The organism is Natrinema sp. LN54, from assembly GCF_052439245.1.
Classification (GTDB): domain Archaea; phylum Halobacteriota; class Halobacteria; order Halobacteriales; family Natrialbaceae; genus Natrinema; species Natrinema versiforme_A.
Genome location: NZ_JBQVRP010000002.1, coordinates 302271 through 318173 on the forward strand (window position 1 = coordinate 302271; position 15903 = coordinate 318173).

The 15903-nt window shown below is 66.0% G+C and carries 16 protein-coding genes; 8 read left to right on the forward strand and 8 right to left on the reverse strand.

Annotated elements, in window-relative coordinates; translation table 11 throughout:
* Window positions 1–11 precede the first annotated feature (11 nt).
* The 3 genes from ACT4ML_RS06655 to ACT4ML_RS06665 all read right to left on the reverse strand — a co-directional run bounded on the left by ACT4ML_RS06655 (window position 12) and on the right by ACT4ML_RS06665 (window position 2905).
* Window positions 12–971 (reverse strand): CAP domain-containing protein, encoded by a 960-nt coding sequence (locus ACT4ML_RS06655; protein ID WP_444720155.1) that lies wholly within the window; start codon window positions 969–971, stop codon window positions 12–14.
* Between the two features lie 219 nt (window positions 972–1190).
* Window positions 1191–2099, reverse strand: coding sequence for an FRG domain-containing protein (locus ACT4ML_RS06660; RefSeq protein ID WP_444720156.1), 909 nt, complete (start codon window positions 2097–2099; stop codon window positions 1191–1193).
* A gap of 182 nt (window positions 2100–2281) precedes the next feature.
* On the reverse strand, window positions 2282–2905 hold the full coding sequence (locus ACT4ML_RS06665) for an alpha/beta hydrolase (RefSeq protein WP_444720157.1): 624 nt from the start codon (window positions 2903–2905) through the stop codon (window positions 2282–2284).
* 157 nt (window positions 2906–3062) lie between these two features.
* On the opposite strand from ACT4ML_RS06665, the gene ACT4ML_RS06670 reads away from it, so the two are divergent.
* Together ACT4ML_RS06670 and ACT4ML_RS06675 are read left to right on the forward strand one after the other, a co-directional pair.
* Window positions 3063–3899, forward strand: a complete 837-nt coding sequence (locus ACT4ML_RS06670) for a PspA/IM30 family protein (RefSeq protein ID WP_138245968.1) — start codon at window positions 3063–3065, stop codon at window positions 3897–3899.
* Window positions 3900–4085: 186 nt separating this feature from the next.
* Window positions 4086–4433, forward strand: coding sequence for a hypothetical protein (locus ACT4ML_RS06675; protein ID WP_444720158.1), 348 nt, complete (start codon window positions 4086–4088; stop codon window positions 4431–4433).
* Window positions 4434–4487: 54 nt separating this feature from the next.
* Here ACT4ML_RS06675 and ACT4ML_RS06680 read toward each other — a convergent pair whose 3' ends face one another.
* Window positions 4488–4997 carry an FxLYD domain-containing protein gene (locus tag ACT4ML_RS06680; protein WP_444720159.1) on the reverse strand — a complete coding sequence of 170 codons (510 nt, stop codon included), beginning with the start codon at window positions 4995–4997 and terminating at the stop codon, window positions 4488–4490.
* A gap of 221 nt (window positions 4998–5218) precedes the next feature.
* On the opposite strand from ACT4ML_RS06680, the gene ACT4ML_RS06685 reads away from it, so the two are divergent.
* Window positions 5219–6265 (forward strand): hypothetical protein, encoded by a 1047-nt coding sequence (locus ACT4ML_RS06685; RefSeq protein WP_444720160.1) that lies wholly within the window; start codon window positions 5219–5221, stop codon window positions 6263–6265.
* Here the strand turns inward: ACT4ML_RS06685 and ACT4ML_RS06690 are convergent, their stop codons facing one another.
* Entirely contained in the window at window positions 6266–7318 is a 1053-nt protein-coding gene (locus tag ACT4ML_RS06690; RefSeq protein WP_444720161.1) for a hypothetical protein, read from the reverse strand. It abuts the gene before it with no gap.
* A 164-nt stretch (window positions 7319–7482) separates the two neighbouring features.
* Between ACT4ML_RS06690 and ACT4ML_RS06695 the strand changes: the two genes are divergently transcribed.
* The 3 genes from ACT4ML_RS06695 (at window position 7483) to ACT4ML_RS06705 (ending at window position 10377) form a co-directional block, all read left to right on the forward strand.
* Window positions 7483–8511 (forward strand): hypothetical protein, encoded by a 1029-nt coding sequence (locus tag ACT4ML_RS06695; RefSeq protein ID WP_444720162.1) that lies wholly within the window; start codon window positions 7483–7485, stop codon window positions 8509–8511.
* An 82-nt stretch (window positions 8512–8593) separates the two neighbouring features.
* Entirely contained in the window at window positions 8594–9631 is a 1038-nt protein-coding gene (locus ACT4ML_RS06700; protein WP_444720163.1) for a hypothetical protein, read from the forward strand.
* 296 nt (window positions 9632–9927) lie between these two features.
* Window positions 9928–10377, forward strand: a complete 450-nt coding sequence (locus tag ACT4ML_RS06705; protein WP_444720164.1) for an AAA family ATPase — start codon at window positions 9928–9930, stop codon at window positions 10375–10377.
* Window positions 10378–10545: 168 nt separating this feature from the next.
* Here the strand turns inward: ACT4ML_RS06705 and ACT4ML_RS06710 are convergent, their stop codons facing one another.
* The 3 genes from ACT4ML_RS06710 to ACT4ML_RS06720 all read right to left on the reverse strand — a co-directional run bounded on the left by ACT4ML_RS06710 (window position 10546) and on the right by ACT4ML_RS06720 (window position 13603).
* Window positions 10546–11430 (reverse strand): hypothetical protein, encoded by an 885-nt coding sequence (locus tag ACT4ML_RS06710; protein WP_444720165.1) that lies wholly within the window; start codon window positions 11428–11430, stop codon window positions 10546–10548.
* A 99-nt stretch (window positions 11431–11529) separates the two neighbouring features.
* The gene (locus tag ACT4ML_RS06715; protein WP_444720166.1) at window positions 11530–12582 is read right to left on the reverse strand and encodes a dipeptide epimerase; all 1053 of its coding nucleotides are present in this window, start codon (window positions 12580–12582) and stop codon (window positions 11530–11532) included.
* A 1-nt stretch (window position 12583) separates the two neighbouring features.
* Entirely contained in the window at window positions 12584–13603 is a 1020-nt protein-coding gene (locus tag ACT4ML_RS06720; protein ID WP_444720167.1) for a DUF1611 domain-containing protein, read from the reverse strand.
* Window positions 13604–13992: 389 nt separating this feature from the next.
* On the opposite strand from ACT4ML_RS06720, the gene ACT4ML_RS06725 reads away from it, so the two are divergent.
* Entirely contained in the window at window positions 13993–15429 is a 1437-nt protein-coding gene (locus tag ACT4ML_RS06725; RefSeq protein ID WP_444720168.1) for a sulfatase, read from the forward strand.
* Window positions 15430–15852 carry a GtrA family protein gene (locus ACT4ML_RS06730; protein ID WP_444720169.1) on the forward strand — a complete coding sequence of 141 codons (423 nt, stop codon included), beginning with the start codon at window positions 15430–15432 and terminating at the stop codon, window positions 15850–15852. It begins immediately after the preceding gene.
* Window positions 15853–15903: the final 51 nt, after the last annotated feature.

Sequence of the window (15903 nt, forward strand, 5' to 3'; positions counted from 1 at the left end):
GCCGGCGGTACTCAACAGAAGTTCTGCGTGACGTACACCCGGCCGTCGTCAGTGACGGAGACGCCGATACCCTCGTTCTCCCACTGGGACGCGAGGATGTTTTCGCGGTGGTCCGGCGAGTTCATCCACTGGGTGACGATTCCGTCGGCGAGTTCGCGCTCGTTCTCGTACCGGACGATCTCGCCGTCGCCCGTCGCGACTCGCGTGTCGTACCACGTCTGGGCGATGTTCTCACCCCCGGTGTACCCGTTCGCGCTGCACTCGTAGCCCGCCGCGTCGTACCTGTCGGCGAAATCGTTCCCCTCGGGGTCGACGTGCGAGAAGTAGCCGCGCTCGGCCATGTCCTCGCTGTGGCCGCGAGCGATGTCGCGGAGTTCGGTGTCGAACGAGAGCGGCTCGAGGCCGCGGGCCGTCCGTTCCTCGTTTACCGCTTCGTGAACGTCTCGTTCGACCTGACTCCTGTCGAGGTTATCATCGGTCGTTTCGCCGTCGGCGCTCTCGTCGGATTCGCCATCACCGGTTTCGGTCGTTTCGTCAGGCGTCTCCGCGTCGTCCGTTCCAGTATCGTCGTCCGCGCCGGTATCGTCGGCAGACTCGTCACCGTCGGAATCGTCACTGTCACTGACGGAATCGCCGCTCTCTCCGAGGTCGTCGAACAGGTCCTCGAGGAACGTCGAACCGGGCAGGTCCGCGTCCGGACCCGACCGGAGATCGGTCGGCACCGACTCGAGGGCGTCGTCTCCGGACGCGCCCGTATCGACGCTCTCGGTGTCAATCTCGGTATCCGTACTTACCGTCGTCACGCTCTCCGATTGCGTGACGGTCTCTGGCCCTGAAGCCACGGTCTCAGTGACCGTCGTATCGGTCACGGACGGACCGTGGCCGGGTGCTGCGGCCCCGACGCCGATCATGCTCAGTGCGAGAATCGCTGCGACTGTCGCGGTTACGACTGCGTTCGAACGTCGTTTCATCGCGACCGGTCGTTCGGAGGAGAATACGGTAGTAATACGGACTGTAAAACTGTTGCAACTATTGGAAATAACCGAATAGAGTAGTCGTACCGAGAATGCAGTCGGCGATCAGTCGGAAAGCGGAACGTATCGTCTCGGTTGCGGTCGGGAGAACGGTCGTACTGTCGACAGACGGCATCGACGGGGACGTCGTTCGGGGGAGTCGATCGAAACCGCCCGTCACTCCCCGGACTGGGGCTGATAGTACTGCTTCAACCACGTCGCCAGCCCCTCGAGGTCGGGGAACAGCGTCCGGTGATTGACGTTCATCTGATCCAGTTTATCGCGGAACTCGAGTTTGCGCTCGCCCGGGATGACGATCTTCCGGTAGCAATCGGGGTGGTCCGCGAGCCACTGATCGAGGAGCAGCCGCGGATCGGACTGGAACGAGAAGACGGCCGACTGGTTGGCGATGCGGTCGTCGATCGCCGGCGGTCGGAAGAACATGACGTACTCCTCTTCGGAGCCCTCGTCGGGTGCCCACAACTCCTGCCAGAGTTCGTCGATGCGGGTGACGTCGTCGAGGGTTCGAGTCAGGCCGGATCCGGCGTCGTCGGGGCCGGACTCGCGCGGTTCGTCGTCCAGCGTCACGTTCGAGAGGAGATGCGTGTCGAGCATGTGGGTCTCCGTCATCTCGAGGACCGACTGGTAGGAGTCGGGCAGGTCGGCGTGTAGCTGCCGGTAGTCGACGGCCCAGATCGCTCCGTCGTGGTCGGTGTCACCGGTTCGCGTCGCGAAGTAGGCCGCGACGAGCGGCGAGAACGACCAGTCGAGCAGCCGCGTCGGCAGCCCGTAGTGTTGGGCGATCGAGAGCAGGTGCCAGATCGACTGCGACTCGTCGATCTCGTCGGCCGCGTACTGGGCGAAATTCCGGAGCAAGAGCGGCTCGAGGTTCCACTTTCCGGACTCGCCGACGAAGCGGTTGATCGATGTCTCGAGGGTGTGATCGACGTGAGGGACTCCCCGGAAGACGTACGGCGAGCGGTGCCGGGAGATGTCGGGCATCCACATCTCCGCGGTGACCAGGTCCTGTAGCTCCGTCCACGATTCGGCGCGGACGGTCGACTGGGCATCCGTGTCGTCGGTCATCGGTCGCTGTGAGCGGTCCGATGGGATTCCTCGAGAGACCGGTTCAGCATACTCGACCCTAGCGCCGCCGCGGAAATAACGGCGCTGCAAGAATATCGAACGCCCGGCGCGCAGCGCGCCCCCGTTGTCGATCGATTCGCAGCGACCCTCCGTTCCGCTTCGAGTTGTTCGGCCGTCTCGAGCTACTGTGACCCCGACTCGAGCAGTTCGCCCTCGAAGAACCCCGCGGCCGCCTCGGCGATGGCCTCGCGTTTCCCGAGGAAGAAGTGGTCTGCCGGCAGCGCGGTGACCTCGTCGCCGCGCTCGCGAGCGCGTTCGACCACCGGCTCCCAGTCGACGGTCGTGTCCCGTTCCCCGTAGAGAACGCGGACGGGCGTCTCACTCGAGAGAGGCCCGAGCGCCGCGGCCGCGTCGAGGTCGTCCGCGAGCCGCGCTGCGGGGGCGAGAACGGCGACGGCGTCGGGAGCGGGATCGACGTCGGCAGCCGCGAGCAGGGCCAGCGACGCGCCGAAACTGTAGCCGAAGACGCCGACGGGGAGGTCGTCCTCGTCGCGGGCCCATCGAACGGCGTTGCGAACGTCCGCTCGCTCGCCGTCACCCTCGTCCCACGGGCCGTAATCGAAGCGGAGGCAGGCGATACCTGCCTCGCAAAGTGCTTTCGAGACCGCGACGAGGCGGGGATCGCTTCGCGAGCCGCCCTGCTGGGGATGGGGCGGACACGCGACGACGATCGCCTCGGTCTCGCCGGCCGGTTCCTCGAGCGTCCCGCGAACGTCGCGGCTCCCGGGGATCAGGACATCGCTCATGGGGCCCTGTTACGAAGCGGTGGTAATCAATCCCCGTCGCCCTCGAGCGCTAGTCGCGGCTCGGCCGACGCCGGCCGGGGGACTCCACAGAACGTCGTCTCACAGTGGATATTTCTGAGGTGACATTTTTAAGGCCGGGGAGCAATACGTTGCGAGTATGGGCATCCTCTCTCGGACTTCCTACGTCATCCGGTCGAAGCTCAACTCGGTGCTCAACCGGGCCGAGGATCCGACCGAGACGCTGGACTACTCCTACGAGCAGATGCGGGACCAGCTCCAGCAGGTCAAACGCGGCATCGCCGACCTCACGACGCAGAAAAAGCGCCTCGAGATGCAGAAACGCCGCCTCGAGGACAACGTCGAGAAACACAACGATCAGGCCCGAACCGCGGTTCAGCAGGGCCGCGAGGATCTGGCGCGACGCGCCCTCGAGAAGAAGAAGACGAAGATGAACCAGATCGAGGACCTCGAGCGCCAGATCTCGGACCTGCAGGGCCAGCAGGATCGGCTGATCGAACAGAAGAACGAACTCCAAAGCCGCATCGAGGAGTTCCGCACCAAGAAGGAGACGATGAAGGCCCGCCACGAGGCCGCCAAAGCCAGTTCCACGGTTTCGGAGGCCATGACGGCCACCGGCGAGGAGTTCGAGGATGTCGGCCGCGCCATCGAGCGCGCCGAGGAACAGACCGAGGACATGGAGGCTCGCGCCGCCGCGATGGACGAACTCCACGAGTCGGGCGCGTTCGACGACGTTCTTTCGGATAAGGACAACATCGACCGCGAACTCGAGCAGTTAGAGACCGACAGCGGCGTCGAGGCCGAACTCGAGACGCTCAAGTCCGATGTCGGCGGGGCCGAGACGGAGACGGAATCCGAGGCCGGGGCGGACGCCGCGAGCGAGGTCGATGAGGAGGAACTCACGGAACTCGAGGGCGACGATCAGGAGGACGTCGAGGCCGAACTCGCGGAGCTCCAGGACGAAGAGAACGCCTAGAGAGCGGCTGCCGACGGGGTCGCGGCGGAGACACGTTTTTTGTGTCCGTGTTGATTGCGTGGACGTGTTTACTGCCGATCTGGGCTGAGCTGTCTCTCCCTGCTGCTCCCAGTCAGTCGGCGTGTACCCGTCTCCCGTGCTGTGAGGCGGAGAAACGGTTACGATCGTTCACGACTACTCTGCACTATGAGCGACGAGTCACCGTTCGAATCCATCTCGTTGACCAATCAGGTCGTCTTGCTCGGCGTCACCGAACTCGCCCGCGAGGACGAGACGCCGGTCCAGACCCACGACCTCCGACGGCACTGCCGGCGACAGCTTTCCGAGGTCGACACGGAGGTCGTCGGCACGATCACCGAAGCGGACGTCATTCGATCGCTCTACCGGCTCGAGGACGAGGGGCTCGTCGACGAGGTCGAGCCGACCGAGACGTCGCCGACGGGGAAGGGACGGCCCGCCTATACGCTCGCCGTGACCGCCGGCAGGGTCTACGACGGCGTCGACGACGAACTTCTGAACGGGGCCGGCGACTGACCTCGCCGCGGCGGACGGCGGTCGCGTCGAGCGCGGCAGCAGACGGGCGCGGACTCACGACGGCGTTCCGAGCACGGTGATCTCGTAGTCAGCGACGTCAGAGGGTGCCTCGAGGACGACGACCTGAAACTCCCACGTCGAGTTCCCGTCGAGGTCGCCGGTGCTGGCGAGATACCGGCCGAGGAGGTTGCCGGCGTCGTTGTAGATCCGGGTCCGGACCTCGACGATCTGGATCCGGTCGGCTCCCGTGTTGGTCACGACCCCCTGGACCGTCGAGCCGAGGTAGCCGTCCTCGACGACGAACTCGTGTTCGACCAACTCGAGGGGATCGAGTGGCGTCACCGAGTTGGTCGGCTGTTGTTGGGCCAGCGACGAGGCCGTGGACATCTCCGTGGCGTTCCTGCTCGAGGCGTTGCTGGCGTTTATCTGGCCCATATTGCCGCTCTCGTAGTTCGGCTCGCCGCCGAGTCCGTTGCTGCCGGTACAGCCGGCGGCCGCGGTCGCCATCCCGACGCCGAGCGATGCGAGCAGTCGCCGTCGGCTCGTCGCGTCCGAGCGCGTCATCGCGACCTGCCTCTCGTCTGCGAATCGATTCCGGTACCGACCATGTCTTCGGGGACACCGCCGACGCATTTCAGTGTAAGCCCTGAAGCGACAGCGCTCGGACCGCTCGGTGTCTCGCCGCGGCCCGAACCGCCGTCTCGAGGGCGGCCGCGGCGGTGGGACGGCGATCGGCGGTGTGTGCAACGCAGGCCCTTATTGTCGGGTCGATTGAACGTGTCTCCATGTCCTCCGAGACCGACGAGACGCTCGAGTCCTTCGGGGCCGACGTGGGCGGGCCGGGGGGACCGCTGACGCGGTTCCACGAGTGGGTGCTGATTCAGGGGAACCGGTTGGCCGTCGCGGCGTTGCTCTCGGCCGTCATCTTCGCGCTTATCGTCGGCCTGTACGAACTCGGCGTGATCAACTTCGTCAACCAGAACTCCGTCACCCGCGTCGCCAGCGGCATGATCGCGGGGACGTTCTCGCTGGTGACGCTCGTGGTCTCGGTCAACCAGCTGATCCTCTCCCAGGAGTTCGGCGCGGCGGGGAAGGCCCGCGACCGGTTCGAGGGGGTCGTCTCGTTCCGTGAGGACGTCGCCGAGGAGGCCGCCGTTCCCGCCACGCCGGCCGCGCCCACGAGGGTCCTCGAGCTGATCATCGAAGCGATCCGAGGCGACGCCGCCGAACTCGCCGACATGGTCGCCGATCACGACGACGAGGTCCGGGAGACGGTCGTCCGGTACACCAACAGCGTCAAGGAGCGGGCCGACCGGGTCGACGACACGCTCGAGCAGTCCGAGTTCGGCACCTTCTCGGCCGTTTCGGCGGCGATCAACTACGACGAGGCCTGGCAGCTGTACGTCGCGACCCATCTCCGCAACGACTACGACGAGTCGCTGTCGCCGGTCGCGAAAGAGCAACTCGACGAACTGATCGGCTCCCTGAAACTGTTCAGCGTGGCCCGCGAGCAGTTCAAGACGACCTACCTGCAACGGGAACTGACCCGGTTCTCGCAGCTGACGATCTACTGCGGCGTCCCGTCGATCCTGTCGGCGATCCTCGTCGGCCTCCTGTACGCCGACTTCACCGGCCCGAGCGTCAGCGTCGCCGCGCTGCCCTACGTCGTCTCCGTCCTGATCGTCATCGTTCTCTCGCCGCTGGCGCTGCTGGTCTCCTATATCCTCCGGACCGCGACCGTTACCCGCCGGACCGCGTCGGTCGGTCCGTTCATCCCGCAGAAGGACCCCGATGAAGGACCGTTCGACGTGACCGCCGGCGAGGACCGGTGATCACTCCCAGTCCACGTCGGCCCCGCGGTCGGTCTCCCGGAGGATGAAGGGACCGATCGCCAGCGTCCACTTGGCGACGGTGACGACCCGGAGGATGTACGACAGGAAGATCGCGAACGGCGTCACGCCGAGGGCGAAGGCGAACCCGACGAACAGCAGTCCGTGGTCGATCCCCGCGGTCGTCCCGGCCACGTCGCCGACCTCGAAGACGAGAATCATGTACGCCGACACCGACAGCGCCGGCAGGGCGAGCGTCGCCAGCGATCGCGAGAGGGTGATGATCTCCCAGCGGAAGTACAGCGTCTTGAAGTGCTCCCGAGCGGGGCCGAAAAAGCCCAGCACCTCGAGTAACCCCTCGAGTTCCTCGTCGACGGCGTCCGGCAGTACGTCCTCGTGTCGGTTGCGCACCCGGTTGCCGGTGTAGATCTTCCAGGAGTAGTTGTACTCCAGGGCGGCCTTGACGACCTCGAACCGGCCGAACTGCGCGCCCTCGAGATTATCGGCGACCCGATCGGCGTCGGCCGCGATCCCCTCGGCGTACTCGCGGACGTCCCGACGGACTGCGTCGTCGAGGTCGGGATGGGACTCGAGCGCGGCGACGAGGTCGTCGGCTCGGGCCCCGGTCGCCTCGACGAGGCCGCGGAGGAACGCGGAGGGCTCGGGCGGGCTGGTGGTGCGGTCGACGGCGTCTTCGGTGTCCCGGCGAAACGCCATCGCGCCCGCCATTCGCTCGCGCTGGTCGGCGACGGGCCCGAGTTCCTCGGCGAGGACGAACTGGTTGAACGTCAACACGAGAGTGACGCCCATGATGATCCCGATGATAGTCGGGGTGAACACCGAGGCGATCGGCGCGGGATCGAACAGCTTCGAGATGGAACCGGGACCGAACGTCCCGAGCACGATCAACAGGGCGAACGAAACGGCGAGCATCGCGCCGGCGACGAGGACGCGGTTGCCTTCCACGAGAAACCACAGCGCCGAGCGACCGCCGCGGACGCGGTCGACCATCGTGTTCGAGGTCTCGTCGCTCGCGCTCCGACCGGACTCGCTCATGTGCGCCGGTCGTACCACGGCCGGGCTGACAAGTGTTTTCGTCGTTCGCACGACGCTTGATGCGGTGGGTTTCGATCGCGAGCGGGCGCCGTCGACTACCCGCGGGGTTGCTCACTCCCGGGCGAGTATTTTATCCCGCGCCGTTGTTCCCCTTTCCACAGTCAATGAGCGATTCGGACTCGAGCGGCGTCCTCGGTCAGCGGGCCGGCGTCGGTGGGCTGCGGTTGTGGGTGTTGCTTCGGATGGGACGCTGGCTCTTCGCGGCGGTCGCGTTGGCGGTCGTCTTCGTCGTGATGGTCGCCTGCAGCAAACTCGGGCTGACACCGCTCCGTCTCATCATCGGCCAGCACAACGGCACCTTCTGGATCTTCTCGGCGTTCATCGGCGCGATCATCACGGGGACGTCGATCGTCGTCACGATCAACCAGCTGGTGCTGTCCCAGGAACTGGGGGCGGTCGGCGACCAGCGCGACCGGATGCAGGACGCCATGGAGTTTCGCGGCGATATCGAGGCCGTCCTCGACGAGGAGGACGTGACGCCCCCCGAACCCGCGGCGTTCCTCTACGAACTCGTCGACGGTATCGAGCGGGAAGCCAACGAGTTCGAATCGACGGTGGCGGCCGATCACGGCGACGAAATCCAGGGGAAAGTGTCCGACTACGTCGACGACATCACCGAGAACGCGGCGGTCGTCAAGGACGACCTCGAGGACGCCCAGTTCGGGACGTTCGACGTGATCTGGAACGCCCTGAACTTCAACTACTCCCGAAAGATCCACGACGCGCGCAAGATTCGCGCCGATCACAGCGACGACCTCTCGGACGAGGCCGACAGCGAGATCGACGAGATGATCGAGGTGCTGAAGTTCTTCGGCCCCGCTCGCGAGCACTTCAAGACGCTGTACTTCCAGTGGGAGTTGATCAACCTCTCGCGGGCGCTGTTGTACATTTCGGTGCCCGCGCTGGTGGTGATGGGACTACTGATGATGTACGTCGACGCGGGTACGCTCCCCGGGACGACGCTGACCGTCGACAATCTCGTCTGGCTGACCAGCGCGGGGTTCGTCATCGGTATCTCGCCCTTCGTCGTCTTCATCGTCTACATCCTCCGGATCGCGACGGTCGCGAAGCGGACCCTCGCGATGGGACCGTTCATCCTGCGGGAGTCCGAGCGCGACGAGGACCTCGGGTAACTTCGCCGACACCGCCGCGTTCGGTCCGCCGGCGCTTGCCGTAGCTATTTCCGGGGCCGTCTGGTATCGTCCGGATCGAACGATGAGCGGCGACGGGTCCCAGCCCAGCGACACGATGGCCGAGCGCAGCACGGACCCGACGTGGAAACACCACCTGCTGTTGAACGCGAACCGGTGGGTCGTCACCGCCGGGCTCATGCTGTTCGTCTTCGTCGGTCTCCTCGCCGTCGCCCGCTTCAGTCCCGTCTCGTTCAGGGCGCTCGTGGGGAGTCAGGATCCGATCGGGACGCTCTTTCAGGCACTGACGACCGCGCTGATCACCGGGGTCACGCTCGTGGTCACCATCAACTCGCTGGTGCTGTCCCAGGAACTCGGGGCCGTCGAGGATCAGCGCACGCGCCTCGAGGGTGCGCTCGACTTCCGGCGGAACGTCGAGGGGTCGATCGACGCGCCGATCAGCCCGCCGGAACCGTCCTCGTTCCTGCAGGCGGTCGTCGCCGCCTCCGAAGACCGGGCACACGACTTCCGCGAGGCCGTCTCCGAGAGTCAGGACGAGGAGCTCAAAGACCGCGTCGACGACTTCGTCGACAACGTCACGACCCACGCCGACTCGATCCGCGACGGCCTCGAGGACGCCCAGTTCGGCACGTACGCGGTCCTCAAGGCGGCGCTTGACTACAACTACTCGTGGAAGATTTTCCGCGCCCGACGGATTCGGAACGTCCACGCCGACTCCTTTACCGACGAGGCCCACGAGGCCTACGACGACCTGCTCGAGTCGCTGAAGCTGTTCGGCCTCGCCCGGGAGCACTTCAAGACGCTGTACTTCCAGTGGGAACTGATCAACCTCTCGCGGGCGATGATGTACGTCGCCGTCCCGGCGTTGGTGGTCACGATGTCGATGCTGCTCTTCTTCGACGCGAACGCCGTGTCGGGCGTGTTCATCGGCGTCGATCTCCTCGTCTGGATCGTCGTGGCGGCGGCGACGATCGCCGTCGCGCCGTTCCTGCTGTTGATCGCGTTCATCCTGCGGGTCGCGACGATGGCCAAGCGGACGCTGGCGATCGGCCCGTTCATCCTCCGAGAGTCGAGTCGCGGCGAGGAGATCGACTGGGAGTGAGCGCGCCGTCTCGGGTCGAGCGTCGCGGATGCTTGCAGACGTGAGCCCCGCGGCTTTTGGCTCTCGGCCCGAACCGACGGCCATGTCGACGGTATCCGACACGACGACCACGCAGAAATGCCGCGTCTGCCGGACCGAAAACGACGGTTTCTACACCTACTGTCGACAGTGTCTCGCGGAACTCCCCTCGAGACCGACGGGGTCGGAGTCCGCGGTGCTCTGAGCCGTCCGGACCGACCTCGACTGCCGATTCGCGATCCGCGCCATTGGTATGGCCCCGGCCGCTACCGTCGGCCGTGATCGTCGTCATCTGCGGGCCGCCGGGTGCCGGCAAGTCCACCGTCACGGCCCGCGTTCGCGACCGACTCGAGGCCCGAGCCGTTCCGGTCCGGTCGTTTCACTCCGATTCCTTCTCGAGTCGGACCTACGAGCAACTGGCCGAGCGAGTCATGGACGCGCCCGAAGCGGGAGTCACGCTGGTCGACGGCACGTTCTATCGCCGGAAGTGGCAGCGGCGATTTCGGGCGTTCGACGACGTTCGGTTCGTCCACGTGACCGCGAGCCTCGAGACCTGCCTCGAGCGCAATCGAACGCGTGCGGACTCGATCGAGGAGCAGGGAGTCCACGTGGTCTATCGGGAGTTCGACGCGCCCGACGCCGACCGCGAGATCGATACCGACCGGTGCGGGCCCGGCGAGGCGGCCGCTCGGATCGCGGCCGCGATCGGGGACTGGCTCGAGCGGTAACGACCCGCTATGGCGGCGCTTACGTCCCGGTATTCGGAATATAACTTTTTCATATGCATCCGATAGTCAGGATGCGGTCAGTGCGACGGTGGTGTAGCGTAACACACGCCCGTGCCACGGGTGTGCCGAGGGTGCAATTCCTTCCCGTCGCGTCCGTCGGCAGTTTCTTCAGAAACCGATACCGAACGGATCGGGCACGGTGAACTCCCCAGGTGTCTGATCAGGGACGATGTCGTCCGGCAGCACGTCCCAGCCGAGTTCGTCCTCACCGGGGACCGCGTTGGTATCGAAATCGGGGTCGTCGGCGGGCGGCAGGTCACGATACTCCGCCGGCGGCGCGTCGTGTGCGTAGACGCTCTCGGGGTGGTCGACGGTCCAGATGTGGAGCATACACGGCGTCCGACAGGGGAACTCGAGGTCGCCCTCCCGATAGTCTTGCTCGTAGGTCTGCTGGTAGAACCACCACGCGAACCGCCCGGGGAGGCCGGTGTGGGCGTGCCACGGCGAACATCGCTCCTCGGCCGCCGCCTCGTCCTCGCCGTATACCGCCGGCGGTTCGACCGGCTCCCCGTCCCGCGTCGCGATGAACATGACGCCGATCGACCGCCACGAGTCGTTGTCGACGAGGACCGATTCCGGCCGCTCGGGGGTCAGTATCTCGTCGTCGCCGATGAATTCCGGGCTGAGCCAATGGGACCAGCTGTCGTCGCCGCTCTCGAGGGTGTCGAAGTAGGGTTTGTACCCCGCGTCGATCAGCGCGTTCGCGTCCGGAAACTGGGTCTCGAGGGAGTCGGCGACCGCCGACCGAAGTTCGGTTGTCGCCGGATGGTCGTCCGTACAGCCCTCCGCGGTCGTCCCCTCGCAGTGGGCCATCCCGGGTTCGATGGTCGCGTCCGGACAGTCCCGATCGAACTGCCGGGCGACCTCGGCCTCGGTCCCGCCGTCGGCTCCGTCGGCGCGGACGCTGCCGACGGCCGAGAGCCCGACCGTTCCGGCCGACGCCTGCAACAGCGCTCGTCGAGATACGTTCAGACCGTCGTCACTGTCGTGCATACCAGCACTTCCACACCGACGACGGCTATGAAACCCTGTTGCCGGTCGGACTGACAGTCGCCACTGGGAGAACGCGACCCGCCGTCCGCGACTCGCCGGTCAGTCGAACGCGGCCTCGAGGACGGCACCCGTTCCCGGGCGCTCGAGGCCGGCGAGGTCGATCCGGCCGTCGGGCATCGGAACGCCGTCGGCGGGGTCGTCGGCCAGCAGCAGCGAGCCGTCGAGGTCGGCGTAGTCGAGCAGCGGCGCGAGGTGACAGGCCGCCGCGATCGAGGCGTTCGACTCGGTCATGCAGCCACACATCACCTCGAGCCCGTGGGCGCGGGCGGCGCTGATCATCCGTCTGGCCTCCCGCAGCCCGCCGCATTTCATCAGTTTCAGGTTCGCGATGTCACAGCGGTCCGCGATCCGCGGGATATCCGCGAGCGTCACGCAGGACTCGTCGGCGGCGATCGGCAGGCTCGAGCGCTCGGAGACGAACCGCAGCCCCTCGGGGTTCTCGGCGGGGACGGGCTGTTCGACGAACGCGAGGTCGTACTCGGCGAGCCGGTCGATCTTCGCGACCGCCTCGCGGGGCGTCCACGCCTCGTTCGCGTCGACGAACAGCCGGACGTCGGGGGCGACGGAGCGGATCGTCCGGACGATCTCGAGATCCCGATCGGTGCCGAGTTTGACCTTCAGCGTGCCGTAGCCCCGATCGACGGCCGTCTCAGTCTTCTCCCGCATCGTCTCGAGGTCGTCGAGCCCGATCGTGTACGAGGTCTCGAGGGTCTCCGCGGGATCGAGCCCCCAGTAGCGATAGAGCGGGACCGCGAGTCGCTTCGCGACGAGGTCGTGCAGAGCGATGCTCACCGCGGTCCGGGCGGCCGGATTCCGCCGGACCGCCTCGCGCATGCGGCGCTCGATCCGCTCGAGTTGGTGGGGATCGCCGACGGATTCGACGACCGAAAGCAGGTCCGGGAGGACCGCCTCGACGGTCGCGGCGGTCTCGCCGTAGTGGGCCGACGGCGTGGCGGCACCGATCCCGGTCGTTCCGTCGCCATCTTCGATCCGGACGAAGACGGCCTCGGTCTCGGTCGTCGTCCCGCGAGCGATCCCGAACGGGTACTCGAGCGGCAGCGAGCGCCGCTCGAACGAGGTCTCGAGGGCCATGCTAGAGCAACGCCTCGAGCACGTCGTCGGTATCGAAGCGGATCACGTCGGTCGCGGGCGCGCCGAGGGTGTCGGCGTACTCCTCGACGGCATCACGGGCCGCCGCGTCGTCCGCGAGACCGGCGGTGTTTATCGCGCCGGCGACGATCTGACTCTCCGCGACCGGTGCGGCGATGCTCTCGTAGAGGTCGACGTAGGTCGGAATCGACGGCAGCGAGAACGACTCGTAGCCGTGGATTGCCTCGCGCCCGGCCTCGTGGCAGAGCACCAATTCGTCCGCCATCGAGCCGTGGAGGATGCCCAGCGTGACCGGCGAGTACGCCGGGTGGACGATGCTGCCCTGTCCCTCGACGAACAGATAATCGTGCTGGTCGCCCTTCTCGAGGATCATCTCCTCGACCGCGCCCGCGGTGAAGTCGCTGACGACGCGGTCGATCGGGTTGCCCCACCCCTCGATCATGATCCCGGTCTGGCCGGTCGGGATCACGGCGGCGTCGTGGCCGGCCGCGCGGGCGTCGCGAGCCAGTTCCATCGTCGTCGTCATCTTGCCGACCGAGCAGTCCGTCCCGACGGTGAGGATCACCTCGGCGTCGACCTCGCCGGCGACGCCGTCGGCCACCGAGAGGTCGGCCGGCGGGTTCCGTACGTCGCGGATCTCACAGCCGTGTTCGGCCGCCAACCGCGCGAATTCCTCGTCTTCGGCGAGGAAGTAGTGCAGTCCCGAGATCACGTCACACCCGTCCTCGAGCGCCGTCCGGACGTCGTCGCGCCAGCTCTCGTCGAACTCGCCGCCGATCGGGGAGATCCCGATCAGGAGGGTGTCGACAGCGTCGGGCTCGAGGTCGTCCATTCCGGCGACGATCGGTGCGTCCTGTACGTCGGGGACGAAATCGGTCACGCGCTGCCCGGCGGTCTCCCGATCGAGGACGGCGACGACATCGTGGTCGGCATATCGGAGGACGCCGAGCGCGGTCTTCGCCCGATCCGGGAACTTCTCGTGAGCGAGAATTGCAACGTTCATACTGGCACATGGCGAGGGGGTCACTTAAGGCTACAGACCCGTTCCGGCGGGGGATTCGCGTCGGAGAGTCTTCGCTTTCCTCGAGCCTCACTGTTTGAGGTCGAATCGGTTGACGGGCGACAGCCTATCCCTCTCCAGCCGATTTCGAAAATGTGGGTCGTGCCCCGTCGCCTATCGACGCGACTCGAGAACCGATCGTGTCAACATATAATCCCGATTCAAGAAGACCGAAACTCTCATTTCGATATCAAACCGATTCGACGGTATCGTATTATTCCATCAGCGCGACTGGACCGGTGTAGGGGCCCCTACTCAACACTTCTGTCGCGCTCGATGGAACTCGCTCGAGCATCGGACCGGAGCCGTCCGACGAGACGAACCGAACAAAGATGTCATCTACAAATGAGGTTTCGAATGTTGTACTGGTCACAGTCGACTCGCTGCGGGCCGACGCGGTTAGCCCGTACGACACCGACCGGCACACGCCCGTGATCGATTCGATCGCCGACAGTGGCACCGTCTTCGACCGCGCTTTCGCCACCGGGAACTGGACCCCGTTCTCGTTTCCGTCGATCCTTTCCTCACGGCCCGTGTTCGCCGACAGCGGCGGGATCGGCGTCGAGGAATCGACGACGCTCGCGGAAGCGCTGTCGGACGAAGACATCGAAACCGGCGGCTTCAACGCCGCCAACGGATTTCTCACGACCCATTGGGGGTACGACGACGGCTTCGACGAGTTCGACTCGTTCGTCGCGAACGTGGGCTCGAGCGTCTACAGTCGCTATCTCGCGACGCATCCGACCGTCGAAGCGTGGCTCCAGTTGGCCGCCTCGCCGGTCCGTCGCGCCGGTTCGTGGCTCCGCGGGGAGACCGACGATCGACCGTTTCTGGACACCTCGCGGATGTTCGACGTCGAACACGCCGCGAGTTCGTTCATCGAAGAGGCGTCCTCCCCGTTTTTCCTCTGGGTCCACTACATGGACGCTCACACGCCGTACGTCCCCGCACCGCGGTACATCCGCGAGGTTTCCTCCGATCGCCTCGGCACCCACAGGATGCTGCTCGCCCACACGCGAACCGGGCTCGGGTGGGACGTCAGCGAGCGAACGCGCTCGGACCTCCGAACCCTCTATCAGGCGGCGGTTCGGCAGGTCGACGCGAGCATCGGGCGACTCCTCGAGACGCTGTCGTCGAACGGGCTCGACGACGACACGGCCGTCGTCGTGGCTGGCGACCACGGCGAGGAGTTTCAGGAACACGGTCACCTCGCCCACTATCCGAAGCTCTACGACGAACTGATTCGGGTCCCGCTCATCGTCGACGTTCCCGGCTCCGACGGCGGGCGGATCGACGGACAGGTCGGGCTCGATTCGATCCCGCCGACGGTCACCGACCTGCTGGATGCCGACACCCCGGACTCGTGGACCGGCGACACCCTCGTCCCGAGCGTTCGCGATGGCGACGAGCCGGGTGACGAGCCGGTCGTGTCGGTCACCGTCCGCGGCGAATCGGTGACGAAACAGCCGATTCCGCGGTCGCTGGCCGACGGCGATCTCCTCGTCAGCGTTCGGGATCGGGACTGGACCTACATCGAAAACGTTGACACAGACGAACAGGAACTGTACGTCCGTTCGGACGATCCGACCCAGCAGACGAATCTCGCGACCGATCCGACCCCGGAACAACGGGACGTTATCGAATCGTTCGAGCCGATCGTTACTGCCCATGCGAAGACAATACGAGAACGAGACGCCGAGGCGACGCCCGACGACGAGGACGTCGACGAGGACCTCGAGGCCCGGTTGTCGGCACTCGGCTACCGATAGATGATTCGATCGTTCCTGCGCAGTCTCGTCGACGGCCCGTTCGCGAGCCAGATGCGTCGGTTCGTCATCGTCGGGGCCGTCGCCGCCGGAGTGCAACTGGTGTTGTTGTGGGCGCTCGTCGACAGCATCGGCCTGCACTACCTGCTCGGTGCGGTATTGGCGATCGAGACCACGATCATCCTCTCGTACGTTCTGAACAACGCGTGGACGTTTCGGGCGAGCCGGAACACCGGAACCGCCGAGTATCTCGTCGGCCTGCTCAAGACGAACGTCGTCCGCGGGACGGCGATCCCGATCCAGCTCGGCGTCCTCTTCGGCTTCGTCGAGTGGGGAAACGTCCCGTACCTGCTCGCAAACGGCATCGCAATCGTCCTCAGCGGGGTATACCGGTACGTCCTCGACGCCCGCTGGACGTGGGGATAGCGATGGACGGACCACCGCTCGACCGGACCGACCGGCTCCCGCCCGGCGCCG

Bases quoted from the DNA above. Each gene is read 5' to 3' on its own strand.
- ACT4ML_RS06665 (WP_444720157.1), bottom strand. From the start codon at position 2,905: ATGAGCGATGTCCTGATCCCCGGGAGCCGCGACGTTCGCGGGACGCTC.
- ACT4ML_RS06680 (WP_444720159.1), bottom strand. From the start codon at position 4,997: ATGACGCGCTCGGACGCGACGAGCCGACGGCGACTGCTCGCATCGCTC.
- ACT4ML_RS06655 (WP_444720155.1), bottom strand. From the start codon at position 971: ATGAAACGACGTTCGAACGCAGTCGTAACCGCGACAGTCGCAGCGATT.
- ACT4ML_RS06660 (WP_444720156.1), bottom strand. From the start codon at position 2,099: ATGACCGACGACACGGATGCCCAGTCGACCGTCCGCGCCGAATCGTGG.
- ACT4ML_RS06670 (WP_138245968.1), top strand. From the start codon at position 3,063: ATGGGCATCCTCTCTCGGACTTCCTACGTCATCCGGTCGAAGCTCAAC.
- ACT4ML_RS06710 (WP_444720165.1), bottom strand. From the start codon at position 11,430: ATGCACGACAGTGACGACGGTCTGAACGTATCTCGACGAGCGCTGTTG.
- ACT4ML_RS06725 (WP_444720168.1), top strand. From the start codon at position 13,993: ATGTCATCTACAAATGAGGTTTCGAATGTTGTACTGGTCACAGTCGAC.
- ACT4ML_RS06720 (WP_444720167.1), bottom strand. From the start codon at position 13,603: ATGAACGTTGCAATTCTCGCTCACGAGAAGTTCCCGGATCGGGCGAAG.
- ACT4ML_RS06685 (WP_444720160.1), top strand. From the start codon at position 5,219: ATGTCCTCCGAGACCGACGAGACGCTCGAGTCCTTCGGGGCCGACGTG.
- ACT4ML_RS06675 (WP_444720158.1), top strand. From the start codon at position 4,086: ATGAGCGACGAGTCACCGTTCGAATCCATCTCGTTGACCAATCAGGTC.
- ACT4ML_RS06695 (WP_444720162.1), top strand. From the start codon at position 7,483: ATGAGCGATTCGGACTCGAGCGGCGTCCTCGGTCAGCGGGCCGGCGTC.
- ACT4ML_RS06690 (WP_444720161.1), bottom strand. From the start codon at position 7,318: ATGAGCGAGTCCGGTCGGAGCGCGAGCGACGAGACCTCGAACACGATG.
- ACT4ML_RS06700 (WP_444720163.1), top strand. From the start codon at position 8,594: ATGAGCGGCGACGGGTCCCAGCCCAGCGACACGATGGCCGAGCGCAGC.
- ACT4ML_RS06730 (WP_444720169.1), top strand. From the start codon at position 15,430: ATGATTCGATCGTTCCTGCGCAGTCTCGTCGACGGCCCGTTCGCGAGC.
- ACT4ML_RS06715 (WP_444720166.1), bottom strand. From the start codon at position 12,582: ATGGCCCTCGAGACCTCGTTCGAGCGGCGCTCGCTGCCGCTCGAGTAC.